Below are 19,407 nucleotides of genomic sequence, written 5' to 3'. Positions count from 1 at the left end.
ATTTTTATAGATATATCGATATTATACGATATATCTTTTACAATGATTCATCACATTCTTATAACTTTACACTCACAATGACTAAAACAAGCAACCAGTTTTCTCAATCACTCATTTATATGCTCATTGGTAGTGCCATTATTTTGGCTCTTTCATTAGGTGTACGTCATGGTTTCGGACTTTATCTGGTCCCAATGAGCCATGATTTTGGTTGGGGTCAGCATGTTTTTAGTCTCGCAATTGCTATGCAAAATCTAATTTGGGGAGCTGTGCAGCCTTTTACCGGTGCAATCGCAGACAAATATGGCAGTAAAGTTGTGGTTGCTGTCGGCGGATTACTTTATGCGCTTGGTTTACTCTTAATGGCTTTTAGCTCAAGTGTACTCATTTTGAATTTGAGCCTAGGTCTTATTATTGGTTTAGCTTTATCAGCCACTTCATTCACAGTATTACTTAGCGCAGTAGGCCGAGCTGCTCCATCAGAAAAAAGAAGTATGGCAATGGGCATTGCCAGTGCAGCTGGTTCTTTTGGCCAATTTATTATGCTGCCTTCCACCCTTCTCTTACTTAAAACAGTGGGATGGTCGTCAGCTTTAATGGTAAGTGCGCTGTTAATCGCTCTTATCATTCCTCTAGCATGGATGTTAAAAGGGCCAAGCAACCAAGCCCCAAAAGCAACCGCTCAACCTCAGCTCACCTTTAAACAAGTACTAAATATTGCTAGAAAACATAAGCCGTTCTGGTGGTTAGCTTTAGGTTTTTTAGTGTGCGGATTCCAGGTTGTTTTCTTAGGTGTCCACCTACCAGGCTATTTAATCGATCACGGCTTTGATGCAGCCACAGGTACAGTATTTCTTGCTTTGGTCGGGTTATTTAATATTGTGGGAACTTACGGTGCAGGTTGGTTGGGAGACCGTTTCTCGAAACCTAAACTATTAATGGCACTTTACGGAAGCCGTGGCATCGCAATCATTGCCTTTCTATTATTACCTTTAAGCACTTATACGGTATATGCATTTGGCATCATCATGGGACTTCTATGGCTCTCTACAGTTCCGCTTACAAACGGCATTGTGGCAAATATGTTTGGCGTTAAATATCTTTCAATGCTGAGCGGAATCGTGTTTTTCACCCATCAAGTTGGTTCTTTCTTTGGCGGTTGGCTTGGTGGTGTTAACCATGACTTAGCAGGTAATTACAATGCGATTTGGCTCTGCTCTATTGCATTGAGTATATTAGGGGTAATCGTACATTTCTTTGTAAATGAGGAGGCTGTTATTCATGACGCATAATGCCTTACTTTTGAAAACAATTATGACTTTCTTCATTGCCGCTCTTCTGGTTATTTCTATCGTATTATGGAAGCAGACGCCTGATTTATTTGAATATTTTAATCAAGCATTTTGTGCACACTAGATAGATGAGACACTAAAATCAGTCTGTACATTGTCATAAAAATATAAAAATCGTATGGTCTAATGAAAATAAAAAAGCCCGCAAGTTTGCGGACTTTTTTATGAAAAACTTATTTAAAATCAAAATAAACGATTCATACCATTAAGTGCAGCTACACGATATGCTTCAGCCATTGTTGGATAGTTAAAAGTCGTTTCAACAAAATATTTCAAGGTATTATTTGGGCTGTGCATAACTGCCTGCCCAATGTGGATAATTTCGGCAGCATTATTACCAAAACAGTGAATACCTAAAACTTCTAAAGTGTCGCGGTGGAAAAGTATCTTCAACTCACCCACGGTATCACCCGTAATTTGTGCACGTGCTAAATGTCGGAAAGATGCCTGCCCCACTTCATATGGAATTTTCTCTTCCGTTAATTCCTGTTCATTCTTACCAATCGAAGAAATTTCAGGAATCGTATAGATACCTGTTGGAATATCACGCACTGGCTTCGCATCTTCACCACTCATGTTCGCACCAGCACAGCGTCCTTGGTCATAAGCAGCCGAAGCAAGTGAAGGCCAACCAATCACATCACCAGCAGCATAGATGTTTTCAACTTCAGTTTGATACTGATCATTTACAGAAAGTTGACCACGACTATTTGGTACTAGTCCGACATTTTCAAGACCCAAACCTTCTGTATTTCCTGAACGGCCATTACACCAAAGAATCGCATCAGCTTTAATCTTTTTACCACTTTGTAAGTGCAAAACAACGTGGTCATCAAATGTTTCAAGATGATCCATTTGCTCGTTGTGGCGAATTAACACCCCTTGCTCACGTAAGTGATAAGACAGAGCATCAGCAATTTCATCATCTAAATAACTTAATAGTTTTTGCTGAGTATTAATTAAATCAACTTTATGGTCTAAACCAATAAAGATTGAAGCATATTCACAGCCAATAACGCCTGCACCGTAAATAATGATTTTTTGAATTGAATAATCAAGATCAAGAATTTTATCTGAATCAAATACGCGAGGATGGTCAAAGTCGAGACCTTGTGGATGATAAGGACGACTACCTGTCGCAATCACGATTTGCTTACAGATAATTGTTTCTTTAATGCCTTCATGGCTAAAAACTAAAACTGTATTTTTATCTTGAATATATGCACGGCCATGGAATACACCGATTTTGTTGCGATCATAAAAGCGTGTATGTGTATCAACTTGTTGTTGAATTACTTTGTGTGCATTACGCAAAACCTGCTTCATGGTGAACTGTTTCCATTCACCTACTTTTTGAAACATTGGATCACGTTGATAGCGGATAATACTAGATACTGTTTGACGCAATGCTTTACTTGGAATAGTCCCTACGTGAGCACAGTTACCACCAAGTTGATCACGCACATCTACAATTGCAACACGCTTACCCGCTTTTGCAAGCTTCATTGCCGCGCCTTCACCTGCAGGTCCAGAACCGAGAACTACCGTATCGTACTTAACGAAATTCCCACTAACGACCTCTTTTTTACGTGGCATTGAAAGCTCCTTCCTCTCTTGAATGACCATATTTTATAATAGATTATGACTAATATGCGGTGAATTTATGTATTTCTCAACCCTATATTTCTGAATAACCACATTTATTATATGAATAGTTATTTTCCGCTATTAACCAAAGAACTCCGCTATAATACAATGTCAATGTCTCTATAAACGAGTGGAAAAGTTAAATATGTCAGAACACCGTAAACCTGAACAGGGTGTAAAACTTCGTGGCGCTGAAAAAGTCGCAAGAATTCCTGTAAAAGTTGTACCTACGGTTGAAGTGCCGCGTAAACCTGACTGGATTCGTGTCAAGATGACGGCACCAGAAGAAGTTCAGCGTATTAAAACGACTTTACGTGCTCAAAAACTCCATACCGTTTGTGAAGAAGCAGCTTGTCCTAACCTACCAGAGTGTTTTGGTGGTGGTACAGCAACATTCATGATTATGGGCGATATTTGTACACGTCGTTGCCCGTTCTGTGATGTAGCACATGGTCGTCCAAATGCATTAGACCCTGATGAGCCTCGTCACATGGCAGAGACAATTGCCAATCTTAAGCTCAAATATGCAGTAATTACTTCGGTTGACCGTGATGACTTACTCGACGGCGGTGCACAACACTTTGTGGACTGTATTAAAGAAGCTCGTGCGCTTAGTCCAAATACATTACTCGAAATTTTAGTGCCAGACTTCCGTGGACGTATGGATATTGCTTTACGCATTATGACTGAATGTCCACCAGACGTATTTAACCACAACATTGAGACTGTACCTCGTCTGTATAAAGCCATGCGTCCAGGTTCAGATTACCAACATTCTTTAAACTTATTGAAAATGTTTAAAGAATACTGCCCTGACATTCCAACAAAATGTGGTTTGATGGTAGGTATTGGTGAAACTGAAGAAGAAGTGATTGCATTACTTGATGACTTACGTGCTCACGATGTCGACTATGTGACTATCGGTCAATATTTACAACCTTCTAAACAACACGCGCCAATTGACCGTTTTGTAACACCAGAAGAGTTTGAACGCTATGCAGAGCATGGCCGTAAACTTGGCTTTAGAAATATCTGGTCTGCACCAATGGTTCGTTCAAGTTATTTTGCTGACCGCCAATATCATGGTGAACCAGTACCAGAAGTTCGTCGTAAAGTAGATCCTGCTAAAAAAATCGCGGTTCAGGTCGTCGAAGCTTAATCTAGTAAATCTTTTTAAAAAGCCCTCTAATTTGAGGGCTTTTTATTTGTATAAGAAAATCAATAACATTTCTTGACAAATCGATAAAACAAGCCATTACACATTCATTTAAAAATATCTTATATCTAAAAGCACGATATATCCCTGCTCTAGCATATACATCAATTGCGACATAAAAAATTAAATTTAAACAGCATTAAAAAATTAGCTAGTTAAGCCTTAATCTCTCATCGCTTTTTTTTGTAACTTCCAACTTGAGGGCTTATCTAGCAAGGAGCAAGTATGATTTTCCTACTCTTTGTTTTAAGTATTATCATTCAGCTCATTGCAATATGGGCAATTTTCTTTTTTAACCTAAACAGAGTCATTGGCAGTGTTCTTATGATTGCGGTCGCCATAATTACTGCATTCATTTTAACGCCATGGTCATTACTCTTAGGTATTCCTCTTATTGCGCTGAGCATTATCATTTTGTTTAAACCATTACGGTTTAACTTAATTACTCAACCTGCATATAAAACTCTGGCAAATTCAATGCCGAGCATCAGCACAACCGAACAAGAAGCTTTAGAAGCAGGAACAAGCTGGTGGGAAAAAGAATTGTTTATGGGGGCTCCAGACTGGTCGCAATTTGAAAAATATCCCTATCCTACACTTTCGCAAGAAGAGCAAAGTTTTATCGATAATGAAGTTGAAGTGCTATGTAGTATGCTTGATGAATGGGAAATTCATCATCAATTAAAAGACCTTCCTCCTGAAGTTTGGCAATTCATTAAAGATAAAGGTTTCTTAGGCCTAATTATTCCAAAATCCTTTGGCGGTAAAGAATTTAGCTCATTTGCTCAAAGCCGCATTATGAGCAAAATTGCCTCGCGTTCGTTAACTGCTGCGGTGAGTTGTATGGTTCCTAACTCATTAGGACCCGGCGAACTACTCATGCACTACGGTACTGATGCACAAAAGCAGCAATACTTACCAGGCCTGGCTAAAGGTGAAGAGATCCCATGCTTTGGTTTAACGAGTCCAGAAGCAGGTTCAGATGCAGGCGCAATTCCAGATTCGGGAGTGGTTTGCTACGGCGAATATGAAGGCGCTCAAGTTCTTGGTCTACGCATGAATTTCTCTAAACGCTGGATTACGCTTGCTCCAATTGCCACCGTAGTTGGCTTAGCATTTAAGCTTTATGACCCTGAAGGTCTACTCGGCGATAAAAATAAAACCGAATACGGTATTACCTGTGCACTCATTCCTGCAAGCCATGCAGGTGTAAAAATAGGTGCACGCCATTATCCCGGCTCTCCATTTATGAATGGAACAGTAGAGGGTGAAGATGTCTTCATTCCAATTGACTGGATTATTGGCGGACAAGAAAATGCTGGTAAAGGCTGGCGCATGCTGATGGAATGCTTAGGCGTCGGTCGTGGTATTTCCCTTCCAGCATTAGCCACAGCCGCAGGTGAAATGAGTTATCTTACTGTCGGTGCTTTTGCGAGAATTCGTCAACAGTTCAATATTTCTGTCGGCAAATTTGAAGGTGTACAAGAAGCAAGTAGTGAAATTGCCAGTGATGCCTATATGCTTGAAGCATTCCGTTATTTAGTGACATGTGGTTTAAATCAAGGTGGAACCCCTGCCGTGATGACCGCCATGGCAAAATACTATGCAACTGAAACCATGCGCAAAGTGGTTAATCACGGCATGGATATTGCTGGTGGACGTGGTATTCAGCTTGGGCCCCGCAACTTCCTTGCACTTACCTATCAAGCTATTCCTATTGCAATTACAGTCGAAGGTGCAAATATTTTAACCCGTTCATTAATGATTTTTGGTCAGGGTTCAATGCGCTGTCACCCTTATCTTTTTGAAGAACTACAATTGCTTCAGTCTGATGATAAAGCCAATGCAGTTCAAAAATTCGACAACCTGTTATTTAAACACTTAGCCTATACCTTTAACCGTGGTGCAAAATCATTTGCTTATGGTTGGACAGGTGGTTCAAGTGATGCACCTCAATCATCAGATCAGTTCACTGCGAGTTACTATAAAACGATTAACCGTTTTAGTGCCAACTTCGCACTTGTTTCTGACATGTCGCTTGGCTTACTTGCCGGAGATTTAAAACGTAAAGAAATGCTATCAGGACGTTTAGCCGATATACATGCGCATTTATTTATATCTACTGCAATTTTAAAATTTTATGAAGCTGGGCAAAAAACTGAAGCTGAACAACTGCATGCTAAGCTAGCACTACAAAAAGCATTCTTGAATATTCAGGAAGCATTTTGGGGATTATTTGATAACTTCCCAGCCAAGTTTCCAGCAGCACTTGTAAAATGGATATGTTTCCCGTTAGGCCGCATGATTTCAAAACCTGACGATGAGTTAAAACAACAAGTAGCTGAACTTATGATGGAAGAACACCCATTTAGAGAGCAACTTAAACACCATGTGTACTATTCAACTGAACCTAATGACGTGACTGGACGTCTGGAACATACATTCCAGATTTTAAGAACCATCGAGCCGCTTTGGGATAAGTTTAAGAAAGCTGAATCTAAAGGAAAATTTACAGGGCTTACTTTTGAAGAGAATATTGCGCAGGCTACAAAAGAAGGCTTTATTTCTGATAGCGAAGCTCAACAATTGTTGCAATACAATGCAATTCGATTTGACAGCATGCTTACCGATGTTTTTGATGAAAAACTCGACAAGGATCTGCCTTTATCAAACCCTCATCAAATAGTGTGACTGATGCCTCCACCAATTCACTATTGCAATCATTTTTGATTCGCATTAATTAATAAATAACCATAAAAGCGTCACTCGACGCTTTTATTTTTAGGAGAAATTAATGTCTAAGCAAGATTACGAAAATGGATTAAAAGTACGCACAGAAGTGATGGGAGAAGCTTTTGTAAAACGTGCACAAGAAAATACGGTACCCTTTACCCAGCCCTTACAAGACTGGATTAATGAACATGCTTGGGGTTCGACTTGGCAGCGTGAAGGTGTGCTACCACGTAAATATCGCTCATTAATCACTCTAGCAATGTTAACTGCGCTTAAATCTCCTACCGAGCTTAAAGGCCATGTCCGTGGTGCACTCAATAATGGTTGTACAGTGGAAGAAATTCAGGAAACTTTATTGCATAGTTTGCCATATTGCGGCGCTCCTGCTACTCAGGAAGCTTTTCGCGCTGCTTTAGAAGTCATTCAAGAATATCAACAACAATAACTTCAGTATGAGCCAACACTTTACTGGCTCATTTAAATTTAATTCAATTTAGTCGAATGAATATTTAAATTACGGTCACCAATCACGACAGCCTGACGGCAAATACCTTCTGCTTTACGTTGATTCTCAAAAACTGCTGACGACATCGGCTCAAAACTATCAAAAAAGCAAATTTCATTTTGATCTATAGAATAAATCAGTGACTGATTACCTACACCATCTAAAGTGTCGTAGTACACAATCATCATTTTTCCATTATGAATAGCAGCTTGAATATCTTGATAGCTCAAAGCAGATCCTATTGGAATTTTTAGTACCTTTGCTTCTTTATAGCTCATGCGTTCGCTGGGGCTAATATTGGGATCATGATCTGAGTGAAAAGACACATCAAAACCAAATTTTTTTAAAGCAACAGCTAAAGCAATCGTATAGGTACCGTCTTGCTCATATCGGCAAACTTTAATCAACTCAGCAACATCAATTTCTATCCCATAATGCTTTAGTACCATCCAAACTGCGAAAACTCCACTGTTCGCTTCGAGATTTGCCAAAGATTCGGGAATATTTAAGGCCATAATTTAAACCTAAAGTCGTAATTACGCAGATAATAAACAAAACTAGATTGGCACTAAAAGCTTTTCCAAGTACAATGTTTCGCTAGTCGAGGGATGCTGCGACAAATGATCGGCACTAAAGATCATTTTGCCAGGCTCGACGATCGGTTAGACACTCGTTTTAACCAACAACGGCATCCGCGAACAGAATGATCAATACTATTTTTTCCTAGGAGATCCTGATGAACGCGGTTAATGCTTCATTTACAGATTACAAAGTTGCTGACATCTCACTTGCTGACTACGGTCGTAAAGAAATCAAACTTGCTGAAGCAGAAATGCCAGCTTTGATCGGCTTACGTAAACGCTATGCAGCTTCTAAACCACTTGCTGGCGCAAAAATTCTTGGCTGTATCCACATGACCATTCAAACAGCGGTTCTTATTGAAACGCTTGTTGAATTAGGTGCTGAAGTTCGCTGGACATCTTGCAACATTTTCTCTACTCAAGACCATGCTGCTGCTGCAATTGCTGCTCGCGGTATTCCAGTTTTTGCTTGGAAAGGTGAAACTGAAGAAGAATATGTATGGTGCTTAGAACAACAGATCAATGTAAATGGTCAACCTTGGGATGCCAACATGATTTTGGACGATGGCGGTGACTTAACTGCTCTTGTTCATGAAAAATACCCTGCCCTTTTAGAACGTATTCACGGTATTACCGAAGAAACAACAACAGGTGTTCAACGTCTTATCGAAATGTGGAAAGACGGTTCTTTGAAAGTACCTGCAATTAACGTAAATGACTCAGTTACTAAGTCCAAAAACGACAACAAATATGGCTGCCGTCACTCATTAAATGACGCAATCAAACGCGCAACAGATATGTTGTTATCTGGCCGCCGTGCGCTTGTGATCGGTTACGGTGACGTAGGTAAAGGTTCTGCTCAATCTTTACGTCAAGAAGGCATGATTGTTCGTGTAACAGAAGTTGACCCAATTTGTGCAATGCAAGCATGTATGGACGGCTATGAAGTTGTATCTCCATACAAAAATGGCGTACAAACAGGCAAAAAAGAAGATATTAACCATGACCTTCTTGGCAACACTGACCTTGTTGTAACAACAACTGGTAACTACCACGTGTGTGATGCAGCAATGTTAGACAGCTTAAAAGCTGGTGCAGTTGTATGTAACATCGGTCACTTCGATACAGAAATCGACACTGCGTATTTACGTGGTTACAAGTGGGTTGAAGTTAAGCCACAAGTTCACCAAGTTTATCGTTCAGAAGACGAAAACAACTACCTTATCCTTCTTTCTGAAGGTCGCCTTGTAAACCTAGGTAATGCAACTGGTCACCCATCACGTGTAATGGATGGTTCTTTTGCTAACCAAGTTTTAGGCCAAATTCACTTATTCCAAGAGAAATTTGCTGACCTTCCTGCAAGTGAAAAAGCTGCAAAAATTCGTGTAGAAGTTCTTCCTAAGAAACTTGACGAAGAAGTTGCTGCGGCAATGGTTGCAGGTTTCGGTGGTGTACTTACTCAGTTAACTCAAGAGCAAGCCGATTATTTAGGTGTTGCTGTTGAGGGACCATTCAAGTCTGACGCTTACAAATACTAAGAATTTAAGGGCAGACGGTGAACCGACTGCCCTTTTTTCTAAATAATGTTTCGCTGTTTACAAGGATTTGACATGACTAAACGTACACCTATTTCTTTTGAGTTTTTCCCGCCAAAAACTGATGCTGGTGCTGAAAAACTTCGTATTGTTCACCAAGAATTACAGCTATTAAACCCTGAGTTTTTCTCAATTACTTATGGTGCTGGTGGTTCTACTCGTGAGCGTACGCTTGCTGCCATTGATGATTTCAACGGTAAAGGCACGCCTGTTGCTCCTCACCTCTCTTGTATTGGCGATGATAAGACACGTATTGCTGAACTACTCGATTTGTACAAGGCACAAGGCATTGACCGTATAGTCGCTTTGCGTGGTGACTTACCATCTGGTCAGGTTGGACTTGGCGAGCTTCCTTATGCTCAAGATTTAGTACGTTTTATTCGTGAACACTCAGGTGATCATTTTCATATTGAAGTTGCAGCTTATCCAGAAATGCATCCTCAAGCTGAAAGCCTTGATTCAGATATCCAACGTTTTATTGAAAAAGTACAAGCTGGTGCCAATGCAGGAATTACCCAATTCTTCTTTAATCCAGATTCATACTTTTATTTTATAGAGCGCTTGGAGAAAGCTGGAATTCATATTCCGGTCGCTCCTGGTATCATGCCAATTACCAATGCAAGTAACTTAATTCGCTTTGCAGATGGTACTGGTGCTGAAATTCCTCGCTGGATTCGTAAGCAATTACAAGCCTATGGCGATGACAGTGAAAGTATTAAAGCTTTTGGTCATGAAGTTGTTGTTAAGCTATGCGAACGCCTGATTGCAGGTGGTGCACCAAGCTTGCACTTCTATTCAATGAACCAAGTCGAACCAACTCGTCAACTTGTTGTTGATCTTGGTTTAAATTAATTTTGTAAGGCGTACCCAATGAATCGTTTTTTTATCGAAACTGAACTTACAGTTGGCTCAACAATTCAACTGACTGAATCGGTATTCCATCATTGGGTGCGGGTTTTACGCGCACAACTACAAGAAAAAGCCACTCTATTTAATGGGCAAGGTGGTGAATATCTCGCAACACTCACCGAAATTAATAAAAAAAATGCATTTGTCACCATTGAGAATTTTAATCCTGCAAACCGTAATGCCCCTTTTAAAGCTGTTCTTGGTCAGGTCATGAGTAAAGGTGACCGAATGGATTATGCTATTCAGAAAGCCACTGAACTTGGTGTTAGCAAAATTCAGCTTTTAACCAGTGAACGTTGTGAAATGCGTTTGAAATATGACCGAGACCAAAAAAAATTAGACCATTGGCAAGCTGTTGCGATTGCAGCATGTGAGCAATGTGGACTTAACTTAGTCCCAGAAGTTTTAGCTCCTATTTCGCTTAATGAATGGCTAAGCTCTTCTGAACTTCCTGTATCTAAATTTGTTTTAGCTCCTGAAAAAGAACAAAAAGATGTATTGTCAGGGATTCAGCCTGAACTTGCCCTATTAATTGGACCAGAGGGTGGTTTAAGCGAAAATGAAATTACGCAAGCGAATCAAGCTGGTTTTATGAACTGGTGTATTGGAGATCGTGTATTACGCACTGAAACTGCACCTGTTGTAGCATTATCTATTTTAAATTATCGGTTTTTATCCATATAAACTAATTGAACATTGATTAAATCAACAATTAAAGTTAACTTACTTTTACTGTATGAATATTAATTTAAATTTTTTTCCACTGATAAATCAGATTCTTTCTGTATAAATGTAAAAAAATAGGATAGAAAAATCTTATGTCTGGCCTTCAGGAAGAATATTTACAGTATCAAACAAAAATTGAACAGCTCCGGCTCTCAATTCAATATATTCGCTGGTATCTGATTAGCCTAATATTACTTTGCCTAATTTCAGCCCTTATTTTCTCTTGTTACTTTACTTCTTACATTACAAAGTTTATTTGGTCAATTGGCTTTACCGTTTTAATTTTTACCTGTCTATTATTTATTCCAAAACTTTTAACACAATATCGCGATATTAATTTTATTAAAAAAACTGATTTGACCCTGCAAGCTATTTGTTTGCTCTCTGGAATTTTAATGGGAACAAATATAATTGTTCTTCATTTTTCACTTCCAGCTAGCTTAATCTCCGTATCCGATGTTCATATCCTAATCGCCCTATTTATTACTTCAGCACATATTATTGGTCTTACTTTTTTAACTCAGCAGCCCCGATATTTTTATTTACTCTTTATTCCAAGTACAGTTCCACTCCTTATTAGTCAATTTACCCATTCTCAAGTCACCCAACTTCCTTTTTACTTTGCTTATAACTTAGCCTTTGTAGCAACTTTGCTTTGTGCGTATGCAACTCAACGTAACTATCAAAAAATTTCTCAACTATTATTTAAAAATAAGCAACTTGTACAAGTCGCGGAACAGCATACTCAATGGGCTGAAGAGTTATGTGTACAGCTCCAACAAGAAGTAAATAAATCCAAAGATATTGAAGCACAGCTTCAATTTAATAATCATTTACTCGAACAAAAAGTACGTGAAAGAACATACGACTTAACCAAAATGAATGAGAGGCTTGAAAGTCATCGTCATAATTTAGCATTTGCCCATGAAACTGCAGGTATTCGACCGTGGGACTGGGATATTGAAAAACAAAAACTAGAAATCACTTTTTTTGATCAACAAAAACAAACGCAAAATACGTCTTTACATCTCAAAACCATATTAGAGCGTATTCATCCGAATGACCGAAAATTATTTGATGAACGTTTAAAAGAACATTTGGAAGGAAAATCTGATCATTTCAATATTACTTTTCGTATTTTACGTCGTAATGGCTCTTGGCGCTGGATTCATGATGTAGGGCGTGTCATTAGCCGTGATCCTAAAACCAATAAAGCTTTACGCATGGTTGGAATGACCAGAGATATTCATCAGGAAAAAAAAGATCAAGAGCATTTAAGACTCTGCGCTATTGTGCTTGAACAAGCTGCTGAAGGAATTTTCATTCTAGATGAAAAACTTAATTATATTGATGTTAATCCTTATTATGAAAAATTAACTGGTTTTTCGAAATCTGAGTTATTAAATCAGCAGTTATTTAACATCGCAATAAATCAGAAATTGCAGCAACAACAGTTTCATGACTCGATTACTCAACAACTTCTTAAAACTGGTGAATATATGGGCCAGTTTGATGAAAAATTTGCTTCGGGTAAGAGTGTTTATTTATGGCTTCATATTAATGCGGTTAAAGATGAACACAATCAAGTCATTAATTATATTGGTTTTGCACGTGATTTAACTGAGCAAAAACGCCAAGAGCAACATTTATCTTATTTAAAAAATTATGATAGTTTAACTCACCTTCCTAACCGTTTTTATTATTACAATCAATTACATCAATATTTAGTCAATCCCTCTTATAGTTTTAAAAATCTGGCATTAATTCGAATTAATATTGATAGATTTAGAGCATTTAATGAGTTCTTAAATAATGATAGTGGTGACGAACTACTGAAACAATTTGCACAGCGTCTACGTCTCACCAATATTAATGCTATTTTAGTCGCTTATTTAAATGGGGATGATTTTGCGATTATTTATGAAATATCACCGATTCACCCAAATATTGAGCAATATTGCCAAAATATATTACAAGCTTTGAATGCACCTTTTTATATTGATCAGCAGGAATATTTTATTACAGCATCTATTGGAGTCGCTTGTTTTCCAGAACATGGCAGACAAGTTGACCATCTTAACAACCACGCTGAACAAGCATTGTCAGAAGCAAAACGTCTGGGCGGCAATACTATTAGCTATTATTGTAATAAAACAACAAATCCATATAAGACAGCCGATTTAGAACAAGAGCTCCGTAAAGCCATTCAAAATGATGAATTCGTTGTTTATTACCAACCGAAAATTAATTTAAATGACAAATCAGTTAAGGGTTTTGAAGCTTTAATTCGCTGGCAACATCCTGAAAAAGGACTAGTTATGCCGAATATGTTTATTCCTTTTGCTGAACGTAGTAGCCTTATTTCTGATATCGGTAAAGTCGTTTTAGATAAAGTCGGCAAACAATTACAAGAATGGAAAAAAGCTGGCTATACAGATATCCAAGTCTCGGTAAATATTGTTGCCCAACAAATTCATCGAGGCCTTTTACTCAATGACTTGGATGAGTTTTTAGAACAATATCAGTTAGATGGTTCAAATTTAGAGCTAGAAATTACCGAATCGGCTTTATTAGACAATACTGATAATGTGAAAAAATTATTGCATTCAATTAAAGAACGCAATATTTCAATTGCACTCGATGATTTTGGTACAGGTTATTCATCTTTAGCTTATCTAACAGAGTACCCAATCGATATTTTGAAAATAGATCGAGCCTTTATTTCTAAAATTGGTGATCAAAAACAAGAAGCAATTGTCAATGCCATGATTGCGATGGGCAAAAGTATGGGATTAAAACTGGTTGCTGAAGGTGTTGAAAGTGAGGAACAAGTCATTTATCTACAAAAACAACAATGTGATTTTTTACAAGGCTATTTCTTTAGTCGCCCACTCCATCCAAATCAGATTATTCAATATCTACAATCAAATACGTATATTTCATAATTGTTTTAACAGTCTATTTTACATGCGCTGGTTTTTCCAAAAATGAGCGTTTTTGACTGTGAGAAATAAAGAAGTAGTGTTATATTCTTTAGCATTTAGCTCACTACGGGGCTATTGGCAATTCGTCTACTATTCTCTTAATTGGTAAAAATTAAAGCAAAGTAAACGAAATAAGTTGCCTCCCCCTAAATGAGTGATTTGACTAGTTTGCTTTTTTGTATCAAATAGAGACTCAGATGGACGATCAATCTTTAAAACAGGCCGCTTTAAATTACCACGAATATCCAAATCCAGGGAAAATCAGCGTCACGCCTAGTAAGCAACTCGTCAACCAACGAGATTTGGCTCTAGCTTATTCACCAGGGGTTGCTGCTCCATGTTTAGAGATTGAACGTGATCCTTCAGCTGCTGCAAAATACACAGCGCGTGGTAACTTAGTTGCTGTTGTCAGTAACGGTACTGCGGTTCTTGGTTTAGGTAACATCGGTCCATTAGCTTCTAAACCGGTAATGGAAGGTAAAGGCGTTCTGTTTAAAAAGTTCGCTGGTGTTGATGTATTTGATATTGAAATTGCTGAAAACGATCCAGATAAAATCGTTGATATTGTTGCTTCATTAGAACCAACTTTTGGCGGCATTAACCTTGAAGATATCAAAGCACCAGAATGTTTCTATATTGAGAAGAAACTTCGTGAACGCATGAAAATTCCTGTGTTCCATGATGATCAACACGGTACAAGTATTATTGTAGGTTCAGCATTATTAAATGCTCTACAAATCGTTAACAAGAAAATTGAAGAAATCAAAATCGTTGCTTCAGGTGCAGGTGCTGCTGCCCTTTCTTGTTTAGATTTACTTTGCGCGTTAGGCGTAAATAAAGAAAATATCATTGTTGCCGATTCTCGTGGTCTACTTACGACTTCACGTGAAGGCTTAGATGAATCTAAAAAGCGTTATGTACAAGACATTAAAGCGACTCAATTACATGAAGTAATGGCTGGCGCAGATATGTTCTTAGGTCTTTCAGCTGCAGGTATTCTCACCAAAGACATGGTGAAACAAATGGCTGAAAATCCAATTATTTTTGCATTAGCAAACCCAGATCCAGAAATTCTGCCTGAACATGCACATGAAGTACGTCCTGATGTCATTATGGCAACTGGTCGTTCGGACTACCCGAACCAAGTAAACAATGCGTTATGTTTCCCTTATATCTTCCGTGGTGCACTTGACGTAGGTGCTACAACAATTAACGAAGATATGAAAATTGCATGTGTACACGCAATTGCACGTATGGCTCACGTAGAAGCTGACGCAGCTACTTATGGTGAAAAATCTGCTTCATTTGGTCGTGACTACTTAATTCCACGCCCACTTGATCAACGCTTAATTTTAGAAATCGCACCTGCTGTTGCTAAAGCAGCAATGGATTCAGGTGTTGCAACTCGCCCTATCGAAGATTTCTCTGCATATCGTCAAAAACTTTCTGAGTTTGTTTATAACTCAGCATTCTTAATGAAACCAATCTTTGCTCAAGCAAAAACAGATCCTAAACGTATTGCATATGCTGAAGGCGAAGATGAGCGCGTATTACGTGCTGTTCAAATTGCAGTTGATGAAGATTTAGCTAAACCAATTTTAGTTGGTCGTACTGCAGTTATTGAAGCAAACATCAAAAAATTAGGCCTACGTTTACAACACGGTGTAAATATTGAGATTGTAGATCAAGAACAAAACCCGATGTATGAAGAGTTTTGGAAAGACTACTATCAAACAATGCAACGTAAAGGCATTACTGTTGAATATGCTCAACGTGAAGCTCGCCGTCGTTCAACTTTAATTGCATCTCTTCTGGTTAAATTTGGTAAAGCAGACGGTATGTTATGCGGTACTTACAGTAGCTATAACATTCACCTTGACTTCGTACGCAATGTCATTGGTCTTAAAGAAGGTATGAATAACTTCTTCACGCTAAATGCATTAATGCTTGAAGATCGTAACTTGTTTATTGCTGATACCTATGTAAACACTAACCCGACTGCTGAACAACTTGCTGAAATGACAATTTTAGCAGCTGAAGAAGTACGTCGCTTTGGTATTACACCACGTGTAGCTTTACTTTCTCACTCAAGTTTCGGTAGCGACCAGACTGATTCAAGCGCTCAAAAAATGCGTGAAGTTTATCGTATTTTATCTGAGCAAGCTCCTGAGCTTGAAGTTGAAGGTGAAATGCATGGTGATGCAGCGTTAGACGAAAGCATTCGTCAATATGCTTTCCCAGGTTCACGTTTCAAAGGTTCAGCAAACTTGCTTATTATGCCGAACCTAGATGCAGCAAACATTTCATTTAACTTGTTAAAAGCAACTTCTGGTAACAACGTTACAATTGGTCCAATTTTGCTAGGTGCTGCTAAACCAGTTCATATTTTGACACCTACAGCGACGACTCGCCGCCTTATCAATATGACTGCTTTAACTGTTGCTGAAATTCAACAACAAGAAAAGTAATTTAGAAACTGCTTTTTACGAAAAGCATCTCTAATCACTTGAGAAAACCTCTATTCTGTAGCATGATTGCTTGAAGAATAGAGGTTTTTTCATGCAAGTGTATTTAGTAGGCGGTGCCGTCCGAGATTTTTTACTTGGGCATCCCTATCAAGAAAAAGACTATGTTGTTGTCGGTGCAACGCCGGAACACATGCTCGCCCAAGGTTTCCAGCCTGTAGGCAAAGATTTCCCTGTGTTTCTTCATCCTCAAACCAAAGAAGAATACGCACTTGCACGAACCGAACGAAAGTCTGGTCAGGGATATCATGGGTTTCAATTCTTTACTGATACAACCGTAAGTTTAGAAGACGACTTAATTCGCCGTGACTTAACAATTAATGCAATTGCCATGGATCAAGATGGCAAAATATATGATCCATATGGTGGTCAAAGCGACTTAGAAAATAAAATTCTACGTCATGTTTCAGAAGCATTTGCTGAGGATCCCCTACGGGTTTTGCGTGTCGCTCGTTTTGCTGCACGATATTTTCCATATGGTTTTCAAATTGCACCAGAGACTTTGCAACTTATGCAAACCATGGCAGAGTCAGGTGAACTGGATGCATTAACACCAGAGCGTGTTTGGAAAGAAACCTCTCGCGCTTTAATGGAAACTCATGCAGATATTTATTTCCAAACTTTGCGTGATTGTGGCGCATTAAAGCATCTTTTCCCTGAAATTGATGCTTTATTTGGTGTACCTCAACGTCCTGAATATCATCCTGAAGTAGATTGTGGCGTTCATACCCTTATGTCATTACAACAAGCTTGTAAATCGAATTACTCACTCGATGTACGTTTTGCTGTTTTAGTACATGATCTGGGTAAAGCGCTTACTCCAGCCGATGAGCTTCCTCGTCATATCATGCATGAAGAACGCGGAATTAAACCAGTTACTCAATTATGTGAACGTTTAAGAGTCCCAACGCAAACCAAGCAGTTGGCATTATCAGTGTGTAAAGAGCATTTAAAATGCCACCAGATTATGTCATTAAAGCCAGGTACTTTATGGCGTCTATTACAACGCTTAGATGTTTTACGTCGTCCAGAAAGAGTAGAAGCTTTTGTCCAAGCCTGTGAATGTGATGCAAAAGGCAGATTAGGGCTAGAAGATCGTCCGTATCCTCAAGCTCAATATATGCGTGAAGCGATGCAGATTGTTCGCTCTATTAAAGTTCAGGATTTACCAGAGAACATTAAGGGTGCAGAAATTGGTGAAATGCTCATTCAATATCGAATTGAGGCTTTAGCTGAGTTTAAAAATCAACATCAAAGCCTTAGCCACTCTTAATCAGTAGTCATAAAAAAAGCCTCATCTTGAGGCTTTTTTTATTGAGGTTTTAACGTTTAGGAAGCGGGATATACTGAGATTGAGTATTTTGCGCTTTTCGCTCGCCCACAGTCACAACAAAGTTTTGTTGTTTACCATCTCGTTCAACCAATACATTAATTTCACTATTTGGCGCCTGTAAAGCAACGTAGTTAATCAAATGAGAAGCCGAAGTAATCGGTTCATTATTCACCTGAACAATTTTATCGCCCACTTTAATACCAGCAGAAGCCGCTGGACCATTTTTTAATACATCAGCAACGATTACACCAACTGGTGGTTTTGGTGCCAATACATCGTCTTGTGTAGGTGGTAGTAAACTAATACCTAACCAACCACGGACCACACGGCCATCTTTTAAAATTGAGTTAAGTACTTGTTGACAAACCTTCGCAGGAATAGCGAAACCAATACCTAAAGAGCCACCTGATTGTGAAAAAATAGCCGTATTCACACCAATCAAGTTACCAGCAACATCAATTAAGGCTCCCCCTGAATTCCCAGGGTTAATTGCTGCATCAGTTTGAATAAAGTCTTCATAGGTATTAATACCTAAATCTGATCGACCTGTCGCTGAAACAATACCTTGAGTTACCGTTTGTCCTACACCAAACGGGTTACCAATTGCTAAAACAACGTCACCCACTTCATTACCACTTAATTTAAATGGCAATACTGGCAGTTTATCTAAATCGATTTTAATAACTGCCAAATCTGTATCTGGGTCAGTCCCCACAATTGTAGCTTCTGCACGACGTCCGTCATGTAAAGCAACTACGATCTGGTCAGCTTGGGCAATCACATGGTTGTTGGTAAGAATATAACCATCAGCACGAACAATAACCCCTGAACCTAAGCTATTTTCATTTTGCTGTTGTTGTTCGGGAACCTGATTTCCAAAAAATTCACGGAAAACTGGATCACTTAATAAAGGATGATTTTGTTTAACTTTCTGGGTCGTAAAAATATTAACAACTGCCGGCGCTGCAACTTTTACCGCAGCACTATAAGATACCACCCCACCCGTTCGAGAAGTATTCACCAGAGGCTCAACTTTCTCAGCAGGCATTTGCACCCCATCAACTGCAACAGTTGGTTTCGGCTGATGGTATTTTTGCCATGCAATAAAACTGGCAATTACAATAATAAGTAACACCCAAGGTAACCATGTAAAGGTGCGGCGCACGTTCATATCCTCTACGCAAAGAAGTTTTTAATTAAATTAATATATTGAACAAAAAGAGTTTTCAGTTAAGCATTTTAAATTAAATATGTCGATATACATAAAAAAGTCAAAAAAGATTTGTCTAGCTTTAGTTACA

General features: G+C 38.7%; 13 protein-coding genes. 10 read left to right on the top strand and 3 right to left on the bottom strand.

Annotation, left to right across the window (positions count from 1 at the left end; translation table 11 throughout):
- The first annotated feature begins 77 nt into the window (after positions 1-77).
- Positions 78-1,292, top strand: coding sequence for an MFS transporter (locus tag J576_RS01590; protein WP_002052551.1), 1,215 nt, complete (start codon positions 78-80; stop codon positions 1,290-1,292).
- A 243-nt stretch (positions 1,293-1,535) separates the two neighbouring features.
- Here the strand turns inward: J576_RS01590 and sthA are convergent, their stop codons facing one another.
- Complete coding sequence (gene sthA, locus J576_RS01580) at positions 1,536-2,948, bottom strand: Si-specific NAD(P)(+) transhydrogenase (protein WP_002052850.1); 1,413 nt, start codon at positions 2,946-2,948, stop codon at positions 1,536-1,538.
- A gap of 196 nt (positions 2,949-3,144) precedes the next feature.
- Between sthA and lipA the strand changes: the two genes are divergently transcribed.
- The 3 genes from lipA (at position 3,145) to J576_RS01565 (ending at position 7,393) form a co-directional block, all read left to right on the top strand.
- Entirely contained in the window at positions 3,145-4,158 is a 1,014-nt protein-coding gene (gene lipA / locus J576_RS01575) for a lipoyl synthase (protein WP_001289255.1), read from the top strand.
- 282 nt (positions 4,159-4,440) lie between these two features.
- The gene (locus tag J576_RS01570) at positions 4,441-6,906 is read left to right on the top strand and encodes an acyl-CoA dehydrogenase (protein WP_002052429.1); all 2,466 of its coding nucleotides are present in this window, start codon (positions 4,441-4,443) and stop codon (positions 6,904-6,906) included.
- Between the two features lie 103 nt (positions 6,907-7,009).
- Positions 7,010-7,393, top strand: coding sequence for a carboxymuconolactone decarboxylase family protein (locus tag J576_RS01565; protein ID WP_000043121.1), 384 nt, complete (start codon positions 7,010-7,012; stop codon positions 7,391-7,393).
- A gap of 38 nt (positions 7,394-7,431) precedes the next feature.
- Here J576_RS01565 and J576_RS01560 read toward each other — a convergent pair whose 3' ends face one another.
- The gene (locus J576_RS01560; protein WP_002052417.1) at positions 7,432-7,968 is read right to left on the bottom strand and encodes a cysteine peptidase family C39 domain-containing protein; all 537 of its coding nucleotides are present in this window, start codon (positions 7,966-7,968) and stop codon (positions 7,432-7,434) included.
- 221 nt (positions 7,969-8,189) lie between these two features.
- Here J576_RS01560 and ahcY point away from each other — a divergent pair, with 221 nt between their 5' ends.
- The 6 genes from ahcY (at position 8,190) to J576_RS01530 (ending at position 18,046) form a co-directional block, all read left to right on the top strand.
- Positions 8,190-9,572: an adenosylhomocysteinase gene (gene ahcY, locus J576_RS01555; protein ID WP_002052729.1), complete on the top strand. Its 1,383-nt coding sequence runs from the start codon at positions 8,190-8,192 to the stop codon at positions 9,570-9,572.
- Between the two features lie 72 nt (positions 9,573-9,644).
- The gene (metF, locus tag J576_RS01550) at positions 9,645-10,481 is read left to right on the top strand and encodes a methylenetetrahydrofolate reductase [NAD(P)H] (RefSeq protein ID WP_002052821.1); all 837 of its coding nucleotides are present in this window, start codon (positions 9,645-9,647) and stop codon (positions 10,479-10,481) included.
- 18 nt (positions 10,482-10,499) lie between these two features.
- Entirely contained in the window at positions 10,500-11,222 is a 723-nt protein-coding gene (locus J576_RS01545; protein ID WP_033855467.1) for a 16S rRNA (uracil(1498)-N(3))-methyltransferase, read from the top strand.
- A 134-nt stretch (positions 11,223-11,356) separates the two neighbouring features.
- Positions 11,357-14,209, top strand: coding sequence for a putative bifunctional diguanylate cyclase/phosphodiesterase (locus J576_RS01540; protein WP_002052819.1), 2,853 nt, complete (start codon positions 11,357-11,359; stop codon positions 14,207-14,209).
- A gap of 236 nt (positions 14,210-14,445) precedes the next feature.
- Positions 14,446-16,716, top strand: a complete 2,271-nt coding sequence (locus J576_RS01535) for an NADP-dependent malic enzyme (RefSeq protein WP_002052468.1) — start codon at positions 14,446-14,448, stop codon at positions 16,714-16,716.
- 91 nt (positions 16,717-16,807) lie between these two features.
- Entirely contained in the window at positions 16,808-18,046 is a 1,239-nt protein-coding gene (locus J576_RS01530; RefSeq protein ID WP_002052620.1) for a multifunctional CCA addition/repair protein, read from the top strand.
- Positions 18,047-18,095: 49 nt separating this feature from the next.
- Here the strand turns inward: J576_RS01530 and J576_RS01525 are convergent, their stop codons facing one another.
- The gene (locus J576_RS01525) at positions 18,096-19,271 is read right to left on the bottom strand and encodes a S1C family serine protease (protein WP_002052780.1); all 1,176 of its coding nucleotides are present in this window, start codon (positions 19,269-19,271) and stop codon (positions 18,096-18,098) included.
- Positions 19,272-19,407: the final 136 nt, after the last annotated feature.

It is taken from the genome of Acinetobacter sp. 766875 (genome assembly GCF_000582055.1).
In the GTDB taxonomy this organism is placed as follows: Bacteria; Pseudomonadota; Gammaproteobacteria; order Pseudomonadales; family Moraxellaceae; genus Acinetobacter; species Acinetobacter nosocomialis.
Note: the sequence above shows the minus strand (reverse complement) of the source record. Positions and strands in the feature narration are given on the sequence as shown.